At 62.8% G+C, this 16,027-nt stretch carries 18 protein-coding genes and 2 tRNA genes; 8 read left to right on the top strand and 12 right to left on the bottom strand.

The features are described from left to right. The first annotated feature begins 95 nt into the window (after nt 1–95). Entirely contained in the window at nt 96–1,202 is a 1,107-nt protein-coding gene (locus tag IVA88_RS16040) for an amidohydrolase family protein (RefSeq protein WP_247498203.1), read from the top strand. A 26-nt stretch (nt 1,203–1,228) separates the two neighbouring features. Here the strand turns inward: IVA88_RS16040 and IVA88_RS16035 are convergent, their stop codons facing one another. The 6 genes from IVA88_RS16035 to IVA88_RS16010 all read right to left on the bottom strand — a co-directional run bounded on the left by IVA88_RS16035 (nt 1,229) and on the right by IVA88_RS16010 (nt 7,107). Next, nucleotides 1,229–2,347 carry an alpha/beta hydrolase gene (locus tag IVA88_RS16035; protein WP_247498202.1) on the bottom strand — a complete coding sequence of 373 codons (1,119 nt, stop codon included), beginning with the start codon at nt 2,345–2,347 and terminating at the stop codon, nt 1,229–1,231. Beyond that, nucleotides 2,331–2,519, bottom strand: a complete 189-nt coding sequence (locus IVA88_RS16030; RefSeq protein ID WP_247498201.1) for a hypothetical protein — start codon at nt 2,517–2,519, stop codon at nt 2,331–2,333. Before IVA88_RS16030 ends, IVA88_RS16035 begins: the two co-directional genes overlap by 17 nt. Nucleotides 2,520–2,618: 99 nt before the next feature. Continuing rightward, nucleotides 2,619–4,028: an FAD-dependent oxidoreductase gene (locus tag IVA88_RS16025; protein ID WP_247498200.1), complete on the bottom strand. Its 1,410-nt coding sequence runs from the start codon at nt 4,026–4,028 to the stop codon at nt 2,619–2,621. A 770-nt stretch (nt 4,029–4,798) separates the two neighbouring features. Further along, a tRNA-Met gene (locus tag IVA88_RS16020) sits at nt 4,799–4,886 on the bottom strand. Nucleotides 4,887–5,441: 555 nt separating this feature from the next. After that, on the bottom strand, nt 5,442–6,812 hold the full coding sequence (locus IVA88_RS16015; protein ID WP_247498199.1) for a site-specific integrase: 1,371 nt from the start codon (nt 6,810–6,812) through the stop codon (nt 5,442–5,444). Between the two features lie 210 nt (nt 6,813–7,022). After that, nucleotides 7,023–7,107: transfer RNA gene (locus tag IVA88_RS16010), tRNA-Leu, on the bottom strand. A 154-nt stretch (nt 7,108–7,261) separates the two neighbouring features. Here IVA88_RS16010 and IVA88_RS16005 point away from each other — a divergent pair. Continuing rightward, on the top strand, nt 7,262–7,801 hold the full coding sequence (locus tag IVA88_RS16005) for a disulfide bond formation protein B (RefSeq protein WP_247498198.1): 540 nt from the start codon (nt 7,262–7,264) through the stop codon (nt 7,799–7,801). Between the two features lie 3 nt (nt 7,802–7,804). On the opposite strand, the gene IVA88_RS16000 is transcribed toward IVA88_RS16005, so the two are convergent. After that, nucleotides 7,805–8,890, bottom strand: a complete 1,086-nt coding sequence (locus IVA88_RS16000; protein ID WP_247498197.1) for an AbrB family transcriptional regulator — start codon at nt 8,888–8,890, stop codon at nt 7,805–7,807. A gap of 101 nt (nt 8,891–8,991) precedes the next feature. After that, on the bottom strand, nt 8,992–9,276 hold the full coding sequence (locus IVA88_RS15995) for a PsiF family protein (RefSeq protein ID WP_247498196.1): 285 nt from the start codon (nt 9,274–9,276) through the stop codon (nt 8,992–8,994). Nucleotides 9,277–9,478: 202 nt separating this feature from the next. Between IVA88_RS15995 and IVA88_RS15990 the strand changes: the two genes are divergently transcribed. After that, nucleotides 9,479–9,973 carry a hypothetical protein gene (locus tag IVA88_RS15990; protein WP_247498195.1) on the top strand — a complete coding sequence of 165 codons (495 nt, stop codon included), beginning with the start codon at nt 9,479–9,481 and terminating at the stop codon, nt 9,971–9,973. Nucleotides 9,974–10,020: 47 nt separating this feature from the next. On the opposite strand, the gene IVA88_RS15985 is transcribed toward IVA88_RS15990, so the two are convergent. Beyond that, nucleotides 10,021–10,569 (bottom strand): TetR/AcrR family transcriptional regulator, encoded by a 549-nt coding sequence (locus IVA88_RS15985; RefSeq protein WP_247498194.1) that lies wholly within the window; start codon nt 10,567–10,569, stop codon nt 10,021–10,023. A gap of 109 nt (nt 10,570–10,678) precedes the next feature. Between IVA88_RS15985 and IVA88_RS15980 the strand changes: the two genes are divergently transcribed. The 5 genes from IVA88_RS15980 to IVA88_RS15960 all read left to right on the top strand — a co-directional run bounded on the left by IVA88_RS15980 (nt 10,679) and on the right by IVA88_RS15960 (nt 13,481). Further along, a complete protein-coding gene (locus tag IVA88_RS15980; RefSeq protein WP_247498193.1) occupies nt 10,679–11,107 on the top strand; it encodes an acyl-CoA thioesterase in 429 nt (142 codons plus the stop codon). A gap of 3 nt (nt 11,108–11,110) precedes the next feature. Then, nucleotides 11,111–11,587: a PaaI family thioesterase gene (locus tag IVA88_RS15975; protein ID WP_247498192.1), complete on the top strand. Its 477-nt coding sequence runs from the start codon at nt 11,111–11,113 to the stop codon at nt 11,585–11,587. Nucleotides 11,588–11,631: 44 nt separating this feature from the next. Beyond that, complete coding sequence (locus IVA88_RS15970) at nt 11,632–12,015, top strand: CidA/LrgA family protein (RefSeq protein ID WP_247498191.1); 384 nt, start codon at nt 11,632–11,634, stop codon at nt 12,013–12,015. Then, nucleotides 12,012–12,734, top strand: coding sequence for an LrgB family protein (locus IVA88_RS15965; protein ID WP_247498190.1), 723 nt, complete (start codon nt 12,012–12,014; stop codon nt 12,732–12,734). Before IVA88_RS15970 ends, IVA88_RS15965 begins: the two co-directional genes overlap by 4 nt. Nucleotides 12,735–12,821: 87 nt before the next feature. Continuing rightward, nucleotides 12,822–13,481, top strand: a complete 660-nt coding sequence (locus tag IVA88_RS15960; RefSeq protein WP_247498189.1) for a DsbA family protein — start codon at nt 12,822–12,824, stop codon at nt 13,479–13,481. Nucleotides 13,482–13,563: 82 nt separating this feature from the next. On the opposite strand, the gene IVA88_RS15955 is transcribed toward IVA88_RS15960, so the two are convergent. From IVA88_RS15955 to IVA88_RS15945, 3 genes are all read right to left on the bottom strand, one after another. Next, a complete protein-coding gene (locus IVA88_RS15955) occupies nt 13,564–13,770 on the bottom strand; it encodes a hypothetical protein (protein WP_211400393.1) in 207 nt (68 codons plus the stop codon). An 81-nt stretch (nt 13,771–13,851) separates the two neighbouring features. Further along, a complete protein-coding gene (locus tag IVA88_RS15950; protein ID WP_247498188.1) occupies nt 13,852–14,922 on the bottom strand; it encodes a phospholipase in 1,071 nt (356 codons plus the stop codon). Nucleotides 14,923–14,950: 28 nt separating this feature from the next. After that, nucleotides 14,951–15,922 carry a S1C family serine protease gene (locus IVA88_RS15945; protein ID WP_247498187.1) on the bottom strand — a complete coding sequence of 324 codons (972 nt, stop codon included), beginning with the start codon at nt 15,920–15,922 and terminating at the stop codon, nt 14,951–14,953. Between the last annotated feature and the right edge of the window lie 105 nt (nt 15,923–16,027).

Genomic DNA, 16,027 nt, shown 5'->3' with positions numbered 1-16,027 from the left:
GCCGTCGCCGTATCAAGACGCCGGCCGCAGCAATAGCCGTGGAGCGGTCTGAGGCGTCGTCTTATTCGTCAGGCTATCCCGAAACGGAGCATGACATGAGCAAACGACACTGCTGGTCGGTTCCTGCCTGCACTTGCTGTGATCGCGACACGCTTGCGCTGACCGGAGGGAGGTTCGATCGCCGCGGCTTCCTTGCCGGAGCCGCAGCGATTGCGGCGGCTGGCCTGCAGCGGGTGCGAGGGGCGACTGCCCAGACCCTGCAGGCCGCAAAACCATATCGGATCGATATCCACCATCATTTGTCGCCGCCAAGCTACGTCGCGGCAGCGAATGCCCGACATTTCGGCGAGCCGCTGATGAACGGCTGGACGGTGGAGAAATCGCTCGCGGACATGGACCAAGCCGGCGTTGCCGTTGCAATGCTTTCGATTACCGCGCCGTCGCTCAGCGTCGTGTCGGGGGAGCAGGCACGTCGGCTGGCGCGTGAATGTAACGAATATGCGGCAAAACTTGTCGCAGAGCATCCCGGGCGGTTTGGTGCTTTCGCGGCGATTCCGCTGGTCGACATCGACGGAAGCCTGAACGAGATCGCCTACGCCCTCGATACGCTCAAGCTTGACGGCATCGGCCTCATGACGAGCTATGGCGACAAGTGGCTCGGTGATCCCCTGTTCCAGCCGGTCATGCAGGAATTCCATCGGCGCAAATCCGTGGTCTATACCCACCCCACGGCGGCAAATTGCTGCGTCAACCTGATCAAGACCCTGCGGCCGGCCGTGATCGAGTTCGGCACCGATACCACGCGAACGATCGCCGACATCGTGTTCAGCGGAAATGCGCGGAAGTTTCACGACATCCGCTGGATATTCTCGCATGCCGGCGGCACCATGCCGTTTCTGATCGAGCGCTTCGCCCGCAACTCCCTGATCGTTCCCGATGCCAGGGCGGCGGTGCCGGACGGCGCCTTGGCCGAGCTGAAGCGCTTCTACTACGACACCGCGCAGACCTCGAACAAGGCTGCGATGGCCGCGCTTTCGGCGATTATTCCAGTGTCGCAGATACTGTTCGGCAGTGATTTTCCGTACCGGACCAGCATCGACCACGTCAACGGATTGCGCAGCGCGGAAGTATTCACCGATTCGCAGCTGCTCGATATCGAGCGCGGCAATGCACTGCGGTTGTTGCCGCGGCTTTCGAGCTGAAGGTCCGCGCGGCCCCGCTGGCGGCATCACGGCGGCGTGGGATCGGCGAACGGTCTTACCCGCGCCAACAGTTCCGTCAGAAACTGATCGGGCCGGTCAAAGGGAATAAAATGATCACCGCCGTGGATGAGGACGAATTCCTTGTGAGGTGCTTCGATCTGCTCGAAGTACCGTTCGGCAGGTTCATACGGCGTCACGTAATCCTGATCGCCCTCGATGAAGAGAACGCGCATCGAGAATTCAAATCCAAGTGAAGCTAGGTCTCGTTGAAACATCGGACTACGCACTCCACGCAGAAGCCTGTCGGAGAGCGCGATCCCCCTGTTCCAGTAGTACCAGTCAAGCAAGGAATAATCGGGCATGAAAGGCGGTGACACCGCGCCGGCCAGATCAAAGCTGTCGACCGGCGGCAGAGCCAGGGCCTTGCTCCATTTTTCCGTGACAGAATGATTTTGTTCGTTGACGGTGGGTTGGGAAGCGATCGGTGCCAGCTCCGCCAAAGCATCCACGTTGTTTGCGGACCTCGCCAGCGCTTGCAGGCGAGCGATGGTGAGTTCGAATGCTCTCTCGAAGGTCGCCCTTCCAACAACCTGGCCCGTGCCAATATAGGCATAGAACAAATCAGGGCGTTGCTTGACGATATGAACTGCCAGGAATGAACCCCAGGAATGCCCGATCAGGCCGATCTTGTGCTTATTCAAACGGGTTCGCAGCTGCTCCGCCAGCTCGATCCCGTCCTGTGTCATCCGGTCCAAAGTCATCGTCGGTGCGATCGCGTCTCCGGACTTGCCCCAGGTTCGGCCGGTGCCGCGTTGGTCCCATTGCACGATGGTGAAATGCCTTTCCCAGGAGCGCCAGCCCGATGACATCGGCAAGGTGGAGCTGCCGGGACCGCCGTGAACGAACAGCAGCACCGGGTTGTTTCGATCCTCACCCCGGATCTGCACCCATTGTTCGATCCCTCCGATGGTGACGTATAGCCCCTGCTGCACCCCATTGGGGGAACGGATGGCAAGCTCATCGGCCGCGAGATGCTGAAGGTAGGCGCGAATAGTCAGCCCCGTGATGACGAACAGCAGAAGTAGTCCAGCGGTCCATAAGAGAGAGACCCGGATCAGCCCTGCAACGTCACGCGGCATCATCATGCGGCTCGTAGTCGAAGTAACGCGAGCTCCAGCGGCCTTTCAGCTCGCGTCCGCAATGGACACAAGATAGCTGCTCGTCGTTCGGCAGCGGAATTTTCTTGCAAACGACGATATAGCGCGCCCCGCACCCGCAGTTATGGTTCAAATCTGCGAAGCGATCCTGCGCGATCATCGAATGGCCTCTGTGTAGCTGCGAGGCGGCGAAAGCGCGATCGAGCAGCTCCTGCGTCCTCGCCGGAAGCGATGACGAATTCTACCACAGGAATATAAATCATACAGCACGATCCCTGAGATTGCTTGTCTGGCCGTCTCGTCCTTTACCGGTTTGGCCGGAGCGTTCAATCAGGCGTGCGGCGAGTTCGGCGCATTGGTTGCGGATGTCGGGAATTGCGATGATCTCCCAGAAGGCCGCCCGCGTGAGCGGCCCGATCGCGAACAGCCGTCGCGAGGAAGATCCGTTGCGAGCGACGATGGCGCAGTCCGTGCCGATTTCGATGCCGATATGTAGGGGGTCGACGCGTGCGAACCCCTGCTCCAGCAGGCTGCGTATGGCCGGGTTGCTGGACGTGGCGGGATCCTTGACGAGACCGGTGCAATCGACGATCGCGCCGACTTGAAGCTCCGACAGCTCGGTGCAGCCGCGCCTGCGAAAGCGAACCAGCGCCCCTCGCTCTTTCGGGGTGATCGCGGAGAGCTTGCCCGGGATCACGACGACGCGCCGTGCAGCAATCGCCTCTCCGAGGCGATGCTCCACTTCCGGCGCCATGCGATGGCGGTGAACGTCCCACCAGGCGCGGGCGTGTTCCAGAAAGCGCCGTTTGGAGGCGTCTGGAAGCTGAAGCCACAGCCGCTGCGTGAAGGGCCTCAGTCCATCGATCACGCTACGCCAGTCACCCCCACTTGCAATATGCGCTTCGGCGCGTTGACGGAACCAGCGCAACAGAACGGTGATGCTGGCCCCGAACGGAACCTCGCGCTCCTCAATCCGCAAGGAATCGACCCGTCGATGGCCCTTCGCCAGCAGGCCGCGGCGTGACAGCACGACAATCTGCCCTTGATGTCCGCTGCGGAGCAGGGAGAGGACATAGTCGGCCATAGTGAGGCCGGAGCCGAGGATCAGAACCGTTGCGAGCCTGTCGACACCGACCGCGGACAGCGAAGTCCAGGGATCGACATGACAGTGAAAGTTAACGGCCGCGGCATCATGGCCGGTGGCGCAGATCGCGAAATCGCCAGTGAACTGCCGGCCGTCGTCCAACGTGACCGCAACGCCGGCAGGACCTTCCTGGACCGAGACGCATTCGCCTTGCACGACGGCCAGGCGCGCCGCTCCGCCGTTCGACGTCAGGGACTCGATGAGGCCTGCGAGATAGTCGCCATAGATCCGACGCGGCACGAAGCAATAGGGATCCGGGCACATTGGACCGTCGGGACGTGTGCAAAGCCACCTCCAAAAGTGTTCGGGCTCGTCCGGGAGTGCGCTCATATTCCCAACCCGCACATTCAAAAGGTGCTCGGGATTGCCGGTGTGATAGGCGACACCGCGTCCGATCTCGGGCCGCCGCTCGATCAGGGTCACACTAAGGTCCGAGGCGGGGTTCTTCAGCAGTTGATAGGCGAGCAGAACGCCGCTGGCGCCCCCGCCGATGATGATCGCGTGTTGCCATGCGGGAGCGTTCATGCGGCAGCCTCATGCGCCGGTGATCGACTGCAATGGCGCAAGCCGACCCTTGACGCGCAAATGCGTTGATCTTCAGATGAGAAATTCATGCCATTAGGAGCCTATCCGAAGCGGTCACTTTCCACGAAGCGTACCGCGAGGGCGGCATCGGGATTTCTTGAAGGTTGTCGAACTGCCTCTGCTATCCCGACGTTAGCCCAATTTAGACCATCTCGGGTTGAAACGAGAGTCGGGGTTTTCAATCCTTTAGAAGGCAGCGTGTGTACCGGCAGCTCAGAAAGTTTCTGTCGCGATCCGGGCGGCGAGGCCTCTCAGAATTCAGCGACAGAAGCGCAAAAAATTGGCTCACGTTGGGGGCCCTCACGCCGAAAACCTAACAAGGAATTGCAGCTCCGATGAGTGTGGGGAAAGGCGGTAGCGCTCTTCCTGACTCGAACCCCCGACAGCTCGTCCTGTAGGTTCTCGCGAGCTGCGCGTATTTGATACCGGGGCCATTCCGACAAATGGAAATCCAATTGTGGGTTCAATGCACGTTCAATGAGACGTTTGTCGGAATGGCCATTGATCTTACTGAGAAATCATACGCCTCTTAATCAGCGGCTCTGTCGGAGTATCTCCAACCGATGAGTGCGCGACGTTTACATTCACCGTCGCCCAAGTGCCATCAAGCGGATTGCGGTGCGCGAGCTCGCTCACGAACAGAAAGTGGGCTAATCTGGTGCGGTAGCCGCGCCAACGGCAACGGGGACCGAGTAAGATACTGCTATTCTTGGTGAGCCCGGCAGGACTCGAACCTGCAACTAGACCGTTATGAGCGGTGGGACCGACGCGTCTTGGCGATATCCTCGTTAATCTCTCTCTCTCTCTCTCTCTCTCGTTCTTCCGCGGCAGTTAGCTCATGGCACTTGGACCGCTCACGCCATATTGAACAGTTTCACCACATGCGCCGAAGCTTGCCTGGGCTTGATGTGCATGTGGCGTAACTCGATTGAAATTGCCGCAGCTCAGTTCGTGAATTTTCGAAGCTGTTGAACTGCCTTCACTATTGGGTTTTGCTAATCCGATCTGTCTCCAGCGCGCTGTAACCACGCGACTGCTTTCGTGACAAGGAGAGGCTATGACGGATGACCTATCGGAAGAGGATGGGCGGAGCTCGCCCAAAAGCCCGTTTTCTCCTACGAACGATCGCGACGCGAAAGTGGTCCCGTTTCGGGAGCGACTCAGCTGCACGGTGGACGAGGCCTGCACGGTAACGGGCTTGGGACGCACGAAGCTTTATGAGTTGATTGGATCGGGCCAACTTGTCACAACAACGATTGGGCGTCGGCGCTTGGTGATAGTGCGATCGCTTCTTGAACTTGTAGGCACAACTATTTCGGCGTGACCAAGCGTTAATCAGCCTGATAGGCGCCCTCAGCGCCACGCACCTCCCTTGATCGGAATGACGCTCTTGGGATCGAGCCAGTGGTCAATCCGATCAGCCCAATGCTGCATCAACTTTGTGCGCGAGCCGATCAGCGCGAGCGGTCCGTGCTTCTTATAGAGACCTTCGACGGTAGAGCTATCGAGATGCGCGAGCTGCAGCTCGACGACATCACCGTCCCACGCTTTGGCGTCCTTGATCTCTTCGTGGTGAGACAAGGTCGAGAAGGTGGTCCGAAACCCGTGGGCACAATGTTCAGTCTTGGTGTCGATGCCAAGCAGCCGCAAGCGCTTGTTGAGCGTGTTGTTCGACAGCGGCGTGTCCCTCGAGCAGGAGAACGCGTACCGGCGATGACCCGTTAGCTTCTGAACGCTCCTAAGAATCGCAAGTGCCTGGCGAGACAGAGGCACGACGTGGTCCCAGCCGGTCTTCATCTTGGCGGCTGGAACAGTCCAGCGTTCGGTGTCCCAATCGACCTCGGTCCACTCCATTTCATTGACCATCCCGGGGCGAGGAACGGTCAGCGCGTCGAAGCGTAACGCAAGGCCAACAACGTCACTAAACCTCGCTCTCGTCCACGGTGCGCTGATGAGCTTGAAAACGCGCGTCACGTCGCGTGGTTCGGTGACGCCAGGACGAGGCGTCGAAATGTTCGCAATCATCTGCCCATTCAGGTTGCGGAATGGATTGTAGCCGTCTCCTTCGACATCGGCATAGTCGCAGATTTGCTCACCGATGCTGCGCACGCGGTCGCGGGTTTCCAGCTTCCCGTCGGCTTCATATGAACGCATGAAAGCGAGCACGTCCGGACGCTTAATGTCCTGCCTGCACAGCTTGCCGAAGCGGCCCTTGACGTAGCCGACGCGAAGCTCAAGCACCTCGATGGTCTTGGGATCGCGCACCGCTACGATCCTGCCGCGTTTGACTTTCTCCACTTTCTTCTTCGCGAGCCACTCGTCCGCCCATTGCCCGAAAGACCGGGCGGCCGCCTGCCTCTGCTTGTCCAGCTGCTTCTCGGTGCTCGGATCTTTTCCTTCCTTAAGCTGCTCTTTGGCCTTGTCGCGCTCGCGCCGCGCGTCAGCAAGAGAGAACGAGCCATCGCTGCCATTGCCGTAAGGGCCAATGGAGTAGGTTTTCTGACGGCCTTGGAAGCGGTAGCTCACCCGCCAGAGTTTGGAAGCAGCGTGCCCGGGCGTACTCACGTCGGGCGTGACGAATAGATAGAGGCCGCCGCCGGTCACGTCGGAAATCTTGGCCGGGCTCCACGCGCCGCCCCCAAATTTCGGTCGGGCGGCGCGGCAGTCGACGTCGCTCCTGATCTGCTTGGGATTTGCGTGCGCGCCGTCGTTCTTGCGAGCCATCTGCTCAATTCCATCGTTCGGAACAGCGGAAGTCACGGTGAACGTCTGTTCTCCCGATACCAACAAAAATACCAACAAATCGCGCGGCTGGGGTCGGATGAGAACAAACGGTGACGAACACCGACTTATGCAGAAGTGCCTATTTTTCAAGGCCTTGGAGCGCTGTGCGCACGGCTGCGGACGCTCTCGAACGAGCCCGAACAACTTAGTTGGTGCCCCTGGCCGGAATCGAACCAGCACTCCTTGCGGAACTCGATTTTGAGTCGAGCGCGTCTACCAGTTCCGCCACAGGGGCCCTCGGTCAGCCCCAAACAGGGCGTCGCGAAGCCGGCGGACTATAGCCATGGACCGGACGGGGTCAACCCGCGCCAAAGTGATCCCAGCGTTCTCGACAGCCGCATGGGGCGGAGCTAGAGGCTTAGATCTGCGTCCATCCGAAAGAGGCTGCCGTGACGAGCCACAGTGCCGCAATACCTGCGTTCAAACCGGCGGCCACGAACCCCGCGCTGACCGCTTCGCTCGCGGTGACGCTGATTGCAGCCGCGACCATCGCGGGCGCCTGGTTCTTCCAGCTGGTGCTCGGGATCGTGCCCTGTCCGCTCTGCCTGGAGCAGCGCTACGCCTATTACCTCGCGATCCCGCTCGGCCTGCTCATCGCACTCGCGGCGCGAGGCGGTGCGCCGCGGCCGCTGCTGCTCGCGGGCCTTGCGATCCTTGCTCTGGCGAGCTTCGCCAATGCGGGGCTCGGCAGCTATCACGCCGGCGTCGAATGGGGCTTTTGGAAGGGACCGACCGACTGCTCCGGTCCCGTCGGCAATCTCGGCAGCGCCACCGACCTGCTGTCGCGGCTCGACACCGTGAAGGTGGTCCGCTGCGACGAGGTGCAGTGGCGCTTCCTCGGCCTCTCGCTTGCCGGCTACAATTTGCTGATCTCGCTCTTGATGGCCGCGATCGCCACCTGGGGATTTGCGGCGACGGCGAAGCGCTGAGGCTCAATCATCCACGTCGTCCTGCGTGCGGCCGAACAGGTGCACGATGCCAGGCGTCGCGATCGTCACGAAGACGAAACGCGAGAGGTGATGTGCGCCGACGAAGATCGGGTCGATGTGCAGCGTCAGGGCCAGCGCCAGCATGGCGTCCATCGCGCCTGGTGCGTAGGCGACCACGATGTCGGAGAATTTCACCTGTGTGGTAAGCGCCACGATGCCGACGAAGATCGCGGAGACGGCGATGGCGACAGTAAACGAGCCCAGCGCAGCATTGATGTGACCCGCGAGCGTCTTGATCCGCATCCGCGCGAAGCGGCTGCCGATCAAGGCGCCGATGCCGACCAGCGCCACGCCGCGTACCCAGTCCGGCAGGCCGCCCTCGACCCAGCCTACCCCATGCAGCACGCTTGAGCCGATCATCCCACCGAACATCCAGCTCGCCGGAAACTTGATCAGCCGCAGGAGGAGTGCCGCGGCCAGCGAGGCCGCGACCAATTCGACGAGGTCGAGCGGCGAAGCGATCGTCGTCGTCAGCGACGGCGCGACGGAGGGCGCGACGCCGACGAACGCCAGCACCATCGGCAGCGCCGCGGTGAGGATGATCACGCGCATGGTCTGCACCACCGCGATGCCCGGCAGGTCGGCGCCGCGCTCGACCGCCAAAATCGTGATCTGCGATAGCGCGCCGGGGCTGCCGGCGAGAAAGGCCGAGGTGCGGTCCCAGCCGTGGACGCGCTGGAGATAATAGCTCGAGCCGAAGGTCGAGCAAAAGGTCGCGAGCGCAAGCAGCCCGATGGTGAGCGGATAGGCGCTGACCTGTTGAAGCAGGTGACGCGAGACGACTGACCCTAACGAAATGCCGAGCAGCACCAGCACGGTCTGGGTCAGGATCGGCGGCAGCGTAAGCCGTCGTCCGGCGATCGCGGCGATCCCGACCGCGATCATCGAGCCCGAAATCAATCCGCCGGGGAGGCCCGCGACCAGAAACATGAGGCCTCCGGCGGTGCCGATGACGAGCGTTTCCACCGTGCTCAAGATCTCGGCACGGCTTGGCCATTCGAACGGCAGGGAGGCGGTGATTTGCTTCACGCCACCTTATCGCAAATCAGCGAGAGGCGCACAATTGCGGGCTCGTCATACCGCAATGCGTACGCGTCTCGCTGACGTTCGCGAGCGGTACTGTGACGGATTTACTTCTTGTCGGCGGCCGGCGCGGCGGTGCCGGCCTTCGCTTCCTTCATGCACTCGCGGCGAAAATTCTTGCGCTCCTTACCTTTCAGCGCCTTGGCGTCCGCCTGCTTGGAGCATTCGAGCGATTCGGCCGAGTGCTCCTTCGGCGCCTTCTTGTCGGTGGGGGCGGCAGTTGTGGTCTTGGTATCGGCCTTGGCCGCCGGTGCGGCGGCCTGCGCGAAGGCGGTGCCGGTGGCGAACAGGGAGGCGAGGGCGACGACGGCGAGGCGAGATGTGAATGTCATGGTGCTGCACTTTTCTTGCGGGAATTGCGAAGGGGGCGAAAGTCGGCTCGCCTTGCTGAACGCGACATGAATAATTCGGACGGGCGGGATCACTATATTTTCACGGCCGGAGCCATCGCTTCCTTGTCGCGAGCCGGCGGCACGCTAGGATAGCAATCCTGGGTTAACTTCCCGCGGGGGAAGATCAAGGAGGAGACCAAGGATGACCATTCAATCAAAGTTGCTGTGTGCAGTTGCGCTGTCGGGCTTTGCCGCGCTGGTGGCGAGTGCGCCGGCGCAGGCGCTGACCTCGCAGGAGTGCAGCGCGAAATATCAGGCCGCCAAGAAAGACGGCTCGCTCGGCACCACGAAGTGGAATGACTTCCGCAAAGCCCAGTGCGGTGCGGACGCAACACCCGCGGCTGCGCCCAGCGCGGCCGCTCCTGCTGCGCCCGCCGCTCCCGCCGAGCCGAAGCAGGCGAAGAAGGAAGCCCCCGCTGCCGCTCCGGCACCGACCCTGCCGGCCGGCCCCGCGATCTATCCGAACGCGGTCGATCCGAAATACGCCAAGGAGACTCCCGGCAAGGGGCGCCTGCATACCTGCGTCGACCAGTACAACGCCAACAAGACCACTAACGGTAATGGCGGCATGAAGTGGATCGAGAAGGGCGGCGGTTACTACAGCGAATGCAACAAGAAGCTGAAGGGCGCCACCTGACGCTTCACGTCGATGCAGAGGCCGGGGCCAAGCTCCGGCCTCTTGCTTTAATCCAGTAGTTTCTCGGCCGATTTCGCCACGAGCTGCGATCGCTTGCGCGGGCCGCGCTCGACGAACAGCAGGCTCTGGCCGAAGATGAAGCAGTAGAACAGGAAGGCCTGCGCTTCAGCCGCCTCGGCTTCCAGGCCGGTCGCGCGGTAGAGCTCGGCGACGTGCTTCAGCCGCGCTGCGTCCACGCTTGCCACCGCTGCCGCGGCGCCCTCGTCCGAACGGGCCCATTGCCGGATCGCAAGCTCGATGGCCATCCCGTCCGGATTGAGCCGCTCGGAATAGAGCTGGATCACAGCCCTCAGCCGCTCACGGGGCTCTTGGCCATCGAGGCTGGTCTGCTGCGCGATCGCCATTGAGCGCCCCTCGCGCCAGCGTTCCAGCATGGCACCGAGCAGCGCGGCACGGTCCGCGAAGCGGCGGTAGAAGCCGCCCTTGGTGACGCCCAGGTTCTTGGCGAGCACCTCGACCCGCACCCCCTCGAGCCCCGATCGGGCGAGTTCGGTGAACCCTGCCTCGACCCAGACATCGCCTTTGCCGTCACTCATGCAGGGAGCCTCGCCGATTTTTGATACGGTGCCGTATTGCTAACGCGGAAGCAGCTTGATACGCTACCGTATCAGCAATCAAGGGCAGAAAAGGCCAGGAGAAATTGCGATGGAGCAGGAGGCGACCTATCGCGGCACGGTCTATTCATGGCAGTGCGATCACGTCGGCCACATGAATATCATGTGGTATGTCGGCAAATTCGACGAGGCCAACTGGAATCTGTTCGCCCGTCTCGGGCTGACGCCAAGCTATCTGCGCAGTTCCGGCCTCGGCATGGCCGCCGTGCAGCAGAACATCACCTACAAGCGCGAGCTGCTCGCCGGTGACATGGTCGAGATCCGCAGTCATCTGCTCGAGGTCCGCGACAAATCGATCCGCTTCCGGCACGACATGACCAATGCCGAGACCGGCGAGATTGCGGCGTTCTGCGAGATCACCGGTGTGCACATGGACCGTAGCCAGCGCAAATCCGTGCCGTTCACGGATGCCATCCGCGCGGTCGCTTTGAGCCATCTCGCCGAGCCCGCCGAGGCCTGAGCCATGGCCGCATACGAGCCGAAGAACCCGGGCTATCGCGCGGCCGCCATCGCCATGTTCGACCGCCAGCCGGCGATGCACACGCTCGGCATTGTGATCGTCCGGCTTGCGCCGGGCGAGGTCGAACTGGCCATGCTGCATTCGCCCGCCCTGACGCAGCAGAACGGTTTTATCCACGCCGGCATCATTACCGCAGGACTCGACAATGCCTGTGGTGTCGCGGCCTTCACCCTTATGCCGTGCGAGGCGGACATCCTCACCGTCGAGTTCAAGACGACCCTGCTCGCGCCGGCACGGGGCGAGCGTTTCGTCTTCAAGGCAGAGGTGGTCAAGCCCGGCCGCACGCTGACTTTTTGCGAGGCCAAGGCGTTTGCCGAGCACGACCGCAAGGTCAGTTTGATCGCCACGATGACCGGGACGCTGATGGCGATGCTGCCGCGCGTTGCGGCCTCGCACGAACCGCGCACGACCGCTGCATAGCGGTGATTGACAAGACCGCCGGCGCATCCCTTGATGCCCGAATCATGCTTGCAAGTCTTGGTCTCATTCTGCTCTGCCAGTTGATCGGCGAAGCCGTCGTGCGCAGTCTCGGCCTGCCGGTGCCTGGCCCGGTGCTTGGCCTCTTGCTGCTCCTCATCCTGCTGCTCGCGCGCGACCGCTTTGCGCTTCTCGCGCGTGGGCCGCTGCGCGATGATGGCGTCGAGACGGCGAGCAAGGGTCTGTTGGCGCATCTGTCGCCGCTGTTCGTGCCGGCCGGGGTCGGCGTCGTGCAAAAGCTCGATCTGCTCGCCTCCCACGGCATCGCCATCATCCTCGTGCTCGCACTGTCGGTGGTCGTCACGCTGCTCGCAACCGTATTCACCTTCAGCCTCGTCAGCCGCTTGTTGAGGCAACAGGACGTGCGATGAAGGACAATCCGTTCTCGCTCTGGGTCTATCTCTCGCAGTCGCCGCTGCTTTGGTTGACCGTGACGCTGCTGGTCTATGCGAGCACGGACGCGGTGTCGCTGGCGACGCGGCGTCATCCCCTCGCCAACCCCGTGCTGCATGCGATGTGGATCGTCGGCGCGTTCCTGCTGTTAACCGGCACCTCCTACACCACCTATTTCGCCGGCGCGCAGTTCGTGCATTTCCTCCTGGGGCCAGCGACGGTCGCGCTGGCCGTTCCGCTCTACGAGAACCGCAAGCGCGTCGTCCCCTCTATCGTCCCGATGCTGGTGGCGCTGGTCGCTGGATCGGTCACAGCCGTGGTGTCCGTGGTGTTGCTGGCCGAGCTCGCCGGTCTGCCGCGCGACGTGGTTTTGTCGCTCGCGCCGAAATCCGTCACGGCCGGCGTTGCCATGGGCATCGCCGAATCCCTGCACGCCGATCCCTCGGTGACCGCGGTTGCGGTCATTCTCACCGGCATCATGGGCGCGATCATCGTCACGCCGCTGATGAACCGCACCGGCATTACCGATTTCCGCGCCCGCGGCTTCGCCGCCGGCCTTGCTGCGCACGGGATCGGGACCGCGCGTGCGTTCCAGGTCGACGAGATCGCCGGCGTCTTCTCCGGCATCGCCATGAGCCTGAACGCTTTAGTGACCTCCTTCCTCGTACCCTTGGCGGTCACGCTGCTGGTGCGATGACATCGCCACCGCGACAGTCTATATGACCTGTAACAATTCCCGGTCTCGAACCGTATCGACGGAGAAGGGACCGAAACGGGACGAGATATGGCTGGATTGAGGAACAAAGGCCTTGTGCCGACGCGGCGCGCGGCACTGACCCTGATCGGGGCGGGCGCCCTTGTGGCGGGTGGGATCACCTCGGCGCGCGCGGCCACCGACGAAGACGAAGTGCTCACTGAAGCGAGGGTGCTGCGCGACCCCGATGTTCCCGTCGCCGGTAATCCCGACGGCAATATCAGCATTATCGAATGGTCCGACTACAACTGCCCCTATTGCCGCAAGCTCGAGCCCGAGTTGCGTCAGGTCATCCAGGACGACGGCAAGGTCAGGCTGGTGATGAAGGATTGGCCGATTCTCGGGCCGGTTTCGGTCACGGCGGCCCGGATCGCGCTCGCGGCGAAATTCCAGGACAAGTACCATCAGGCCCATGACGCCATGATGGGCGTCAGCTCGCGCCTGACCGAGCCACGGATCAACGAGTTGCTCGCGGCCGCCGGCGTCGACATGGATCGGTTGAAGCGCGATCTTACCGACCACGCCAAGGATATCGACGCCGTGCTCAAGCGCAACAACGAGCAGGCGGAAGCCTTCGGATTTCGCGGCACCCCATCCTTCATCGTCGGCAAGTACCGCGTGCCGGGCGTGCTCAGCATGAACGAGTTCGAGCAGGTCATCGCAGACGCCCGCAAGGCCAAGATGAACTGACGCGAGCGAAATTCACCGCGCAACACAAAGGCGCCGCCGCGGACCCGCGACGGCGCCTCATTTCATTCACGACACGGCCTCGTTACTTCGAGGAGATGCGGACCCAGTCCTTGTGCGCGCGATCGCGCAGCGCGTCCCAATCGGCCTTGGCGACATCCCAGTTCACGATGGTGCGATTGGTCGTCGCGACCTCGCCATTGGCGACCGACGACGTCTGCATGGAGTCGTAGACGTACACGCCGCAGGCAAGCAGCAGCGCGCCCAAAATCATTCCAAGAAACATCCGCATGGCTGACCTCCGGTGACGGGCGATAACGTCGGCCCGGAGTGATGGTTCCGCGGCAGTACGGCGGAGGTAAGGAGAGCTTGTTCATTCTCCATTCAGCCACTGTACCAGCTCCGCGTTGATCTCGCGCGGATAGGTGTGGCTGAGGTCGTCGATCTCGCGATACGTGACCTCGGCGCCGGCAGCGGAGAGCGCGGCCTGTGTCTGCCGCGCGGTCTGCACCGGAAACATCCAGTCGAGCTTGCCGTGCGTGATGAAGATCGGCAGCCGCTGCAGGCGCGTGGCGTCGGCCATCTCCGCCATCAACGGATGGAAGGTCGCCGACACCGGCGCGAGATGCGTGAAGGGCGAGGCGCCGTCGAGCCCGGTGACATAGCAGAAGGTGCCGCCGTCGCTCATGCCTGTCAGCAGCATGCGCGAGGCGTCGATGGTCCAGCGGCGGCGCACGGTTTCGAGAATGCGCATGAGATTGGGCGTGTCGGCGTCGTCCCCCATCAGCGCCCAGGTCGGACCGGTCGCGGTCGGCGCCACCAGGATCGCACCAAGACTGCGGGCGTCGCGCAGCCAGCTCCACAGAAAACCGCGGCCGTTGCCGCTGCCGCCATGCAGTGCCATCACCAGCGGCATGGCGCGATCGGGCGTGTAATATTCGGGCACGTAGACCGAAAAGCCGCCGCGGCTGCCGGGCTCGTTGTGATCGTGAACGATGCCGGTGTGCTCGCCCGCGCCGGCTTCCAGCCGCGACAGCAGGTCGGCATTCTCGCGATTGGCGGCGTTGAGGAAGAAGCTGCTCACCGGCGGAAACTGCGTCGCCAGCGGATAGAGTGCCTCCTGCGCGCGCGGCACATGGCGCAGCGCGCGGAAGACCGCGACGAGGTCGCCATTGCCGCGCTCGACCTCGCGGAGGCCAGCAAAGGCGGCGAGCGTCTCGTCGCAGGCACGATCGAGCCGCTCGCGCAGTCCGATGAACTGCTCCGGCCATTCCCCGACTGCCCCGCGCGCGGTTTGCAGCGCCTCGTCGGGAGCGCCGATCGCGTTCATCACGGAGGCGAAGGCCGGCGGGTGCAGGTTTCGCTGGAAGAAGCCGAGCGCCTCTAGCGCGTTGAGCAGCGGCGGCAATACGGAGACGATGTCGTCAACGACGGCCTCGCTCATCGTCGCTTCCTTGCTTCGGTTCGGTTTGTCAGTGCAGCTTCGGCGCCTTCAACAGCTTGAAGCGATCGGTGGAGGTCACCGTGACGTCGAAGGTGACGCCTTCATGATGTACCGTCAGCGGCACGTCGACGCCGGCAGCGCCGAGGCCCCACAGCTTGTTGTAGAAGGCGGTCTGGCTCGTGACCTTGTCGCCGGCCACCGCGAGAATGACATCGCCGGTCTTGAGCTCGGCACGGGCGGCCGGGCCGTTGGCGGAGATCCCGATCACCACCACGCGGTTGTCGATCTCCGTCGAATAGAGTCCGAGCCATGGCCGTGCCGGCTTGTTGACGCGGCCGAACTTGCGCAGATCGTCCAGGATCGGTGTCAACAGGTCGATCGGCACGATCATGTTGACGTGCTCGGCCTTGCCGTCGCGTTCGCGTTCGAGCTGCAGCGAGCCGATGCCGATCAGCTCGCCGCGCTGGTTGAGGAGCGCCGTGCCGCCCCAGTTCGGGTGCGCAGGATGGGTGAAGATGGCCTCGTCCAACAGATATTCCCAGTAGCCGGCGAATTCCTGCTTGGCCACGATGTGGCTTGCGACCGAGCGCGTGCGCCCGCCGGCGCCGCCGACCACGACGCGGTCGCCGAGCCGGGTCTCGGCCGAGATGCCGAGTGGCAAGGGTTCGACATCGAGCTGGCCGAGTGCCTGCACCAGGCCAAAGCCGGTGACGGCATCGAAGCCGAGCACATGTCCCTCCACCACGCGCCCGTCTCCGACATGCAGCCACACGGACTCTGCTTCGGTGATGAGATAACCGATCGTGAGCACCAGCCCGTCATCGATCACGACGCCGTTGCCGGCGCGTTCGGTGCCCAGTGTCTCGGCGCTGAAAGCGTCCGGCGGGATGATGGCATGCAAGCCGACGACGGAGGCGAGCGCGCGGTCGAGATCGAAACCGTAATCGCTCGCACGCGGCTGATTGGCCGGCGGCACTCTCCATTCGGTCAGGGCGGGCATGGAGTTCTCCTGGCTGAGAGCATCGCTCCGCCGTGGCTAGCGGAACGACGCGCGAAGCACGGATAATTTAGGCCGGGGGAGGCCGTCTTGAAAGCCTCGTTCCCC

The sequence above is a fragment of the Bradyrhizobium sp. 149 genome (assembly GCF_023073915.1).
GTDB lineage: Bacteria > Pseudomonadota > Alphaproteobacteria > Rhizobiales > Xanthobacteraceae > Bradyrhizobium.
This window is presented reverse-complemented; position numbering and strand designations above follow the sequence as displayed.

Coding starts and splice junctions, on each gene's coding strand:
- IVA88_RS16040 (WP_247498203.1), top strand. CDS start 96: ATGAGCAAACGACACTGCTGGTCGGTTCCTGCCTGCACTTGCTGTGAT.
- IVA88_RS16035 (WP_247498202.1), bottom strand. CDS start 2,347: ATGATGATGCCGCGTGACGTTGCAGGGCTGATCCGGGTCTCTCTCTTA.
- IVA88_RS16030 (WP_247498201.1), bottom strand. CDS start 2,519: ATGATCGCGCAGGATCGCTTCGCAGATTTGAACCATAACTGCGGGTGC.
- IVA88_RS16025 (WP_247498200.1), bottom strand. CDS start 4,028: ATGAACGCTCCCGCATGGCAACACGCGATCATCATCGGCGGGGGCGCC.
- IVA88_RS16015 (WP_247498199.1), bottom strand. CDS start 6,812: ATGGCTCGCAAGAACGACGGCGCGCACGCAAATCCCAAGCAGATCAGG.
- IVA88_RS15995 (WP_247498196.1), bottom strand. CDS start 9,276: ATGACATTCACATCTCGCCTCGCCGTCGTCGCCCTCGCCTCCCTGTTC.
- IVA88_RS15990 (WP_247498195.1), top strand. CDS start 9,479: ATGACCATTCAATCAAAGTTGCTGTGTGCAGTTGCGCTGTCGGGCTTT.
- IVA88_RS15985 (WP_247498194.1), bottom strand. CDS start 10,569: ATGAGTGACGGCAAAGGCGATGTCTGGGTCGAGGCAGGGTTCACCGAA.
- IVA88_RS15980 (WP_247498193.1), top strand. CDS start 10,679: ATGGAGCAGGAGGCGACCTATCGCGGCACGGTCTATTCATGGCAGTGC.
- IVA88_RS15975 (WP_247498192.1), top strand. CDS start 11,111: ATGGCCGCATACGAGCCGAAGAACCCGGGCTATCGCGCGGCCGCCATC.
- IVA88_RS15970 (WP_247498191.1), top strand. CDS start 11,632: ATGCTTGCAAGTCTTGGTCTCATTCTGCTCTGCCAGTTGATCGGCGAA.
- IVA88_RS15965 (WP_247498190.1), top strand. CDS start 12,012: ATGAAGGACAATCCGTTCTCGCTCTGGGTCTATCTCTCGCAGTCGCCG.
- IVA88_RS15960 (WP_247498189.1), top strand. CDS start 12,822: ATGGCTGGATTGAGGAACAAAGGCCTTGTGCCGACGCGGCGCGCGGCA.
- IVA88_RS15955 (WP_211400393.1), bottom strand. CDS start 13,770: ATGCGGATGTTTCTTGGAATGATTTTGGGCGCGCTGCTGCTTGCCTGC.
- IVA88_RS15950 (WP_247498188.1), bottom strand. CDS start 14,922: ATGAGCGAGGCCGTCGTTGACGACATCGTCTCCGTATTGCCGCCGCTG.
- IVA88_RS15945 (WP_247498187.1), bottom strand. CDS start 15,922: ATGCCCGCCCTGACCGAATGGAGAGTGCCGCCGGCCAATCAGCCGCGT.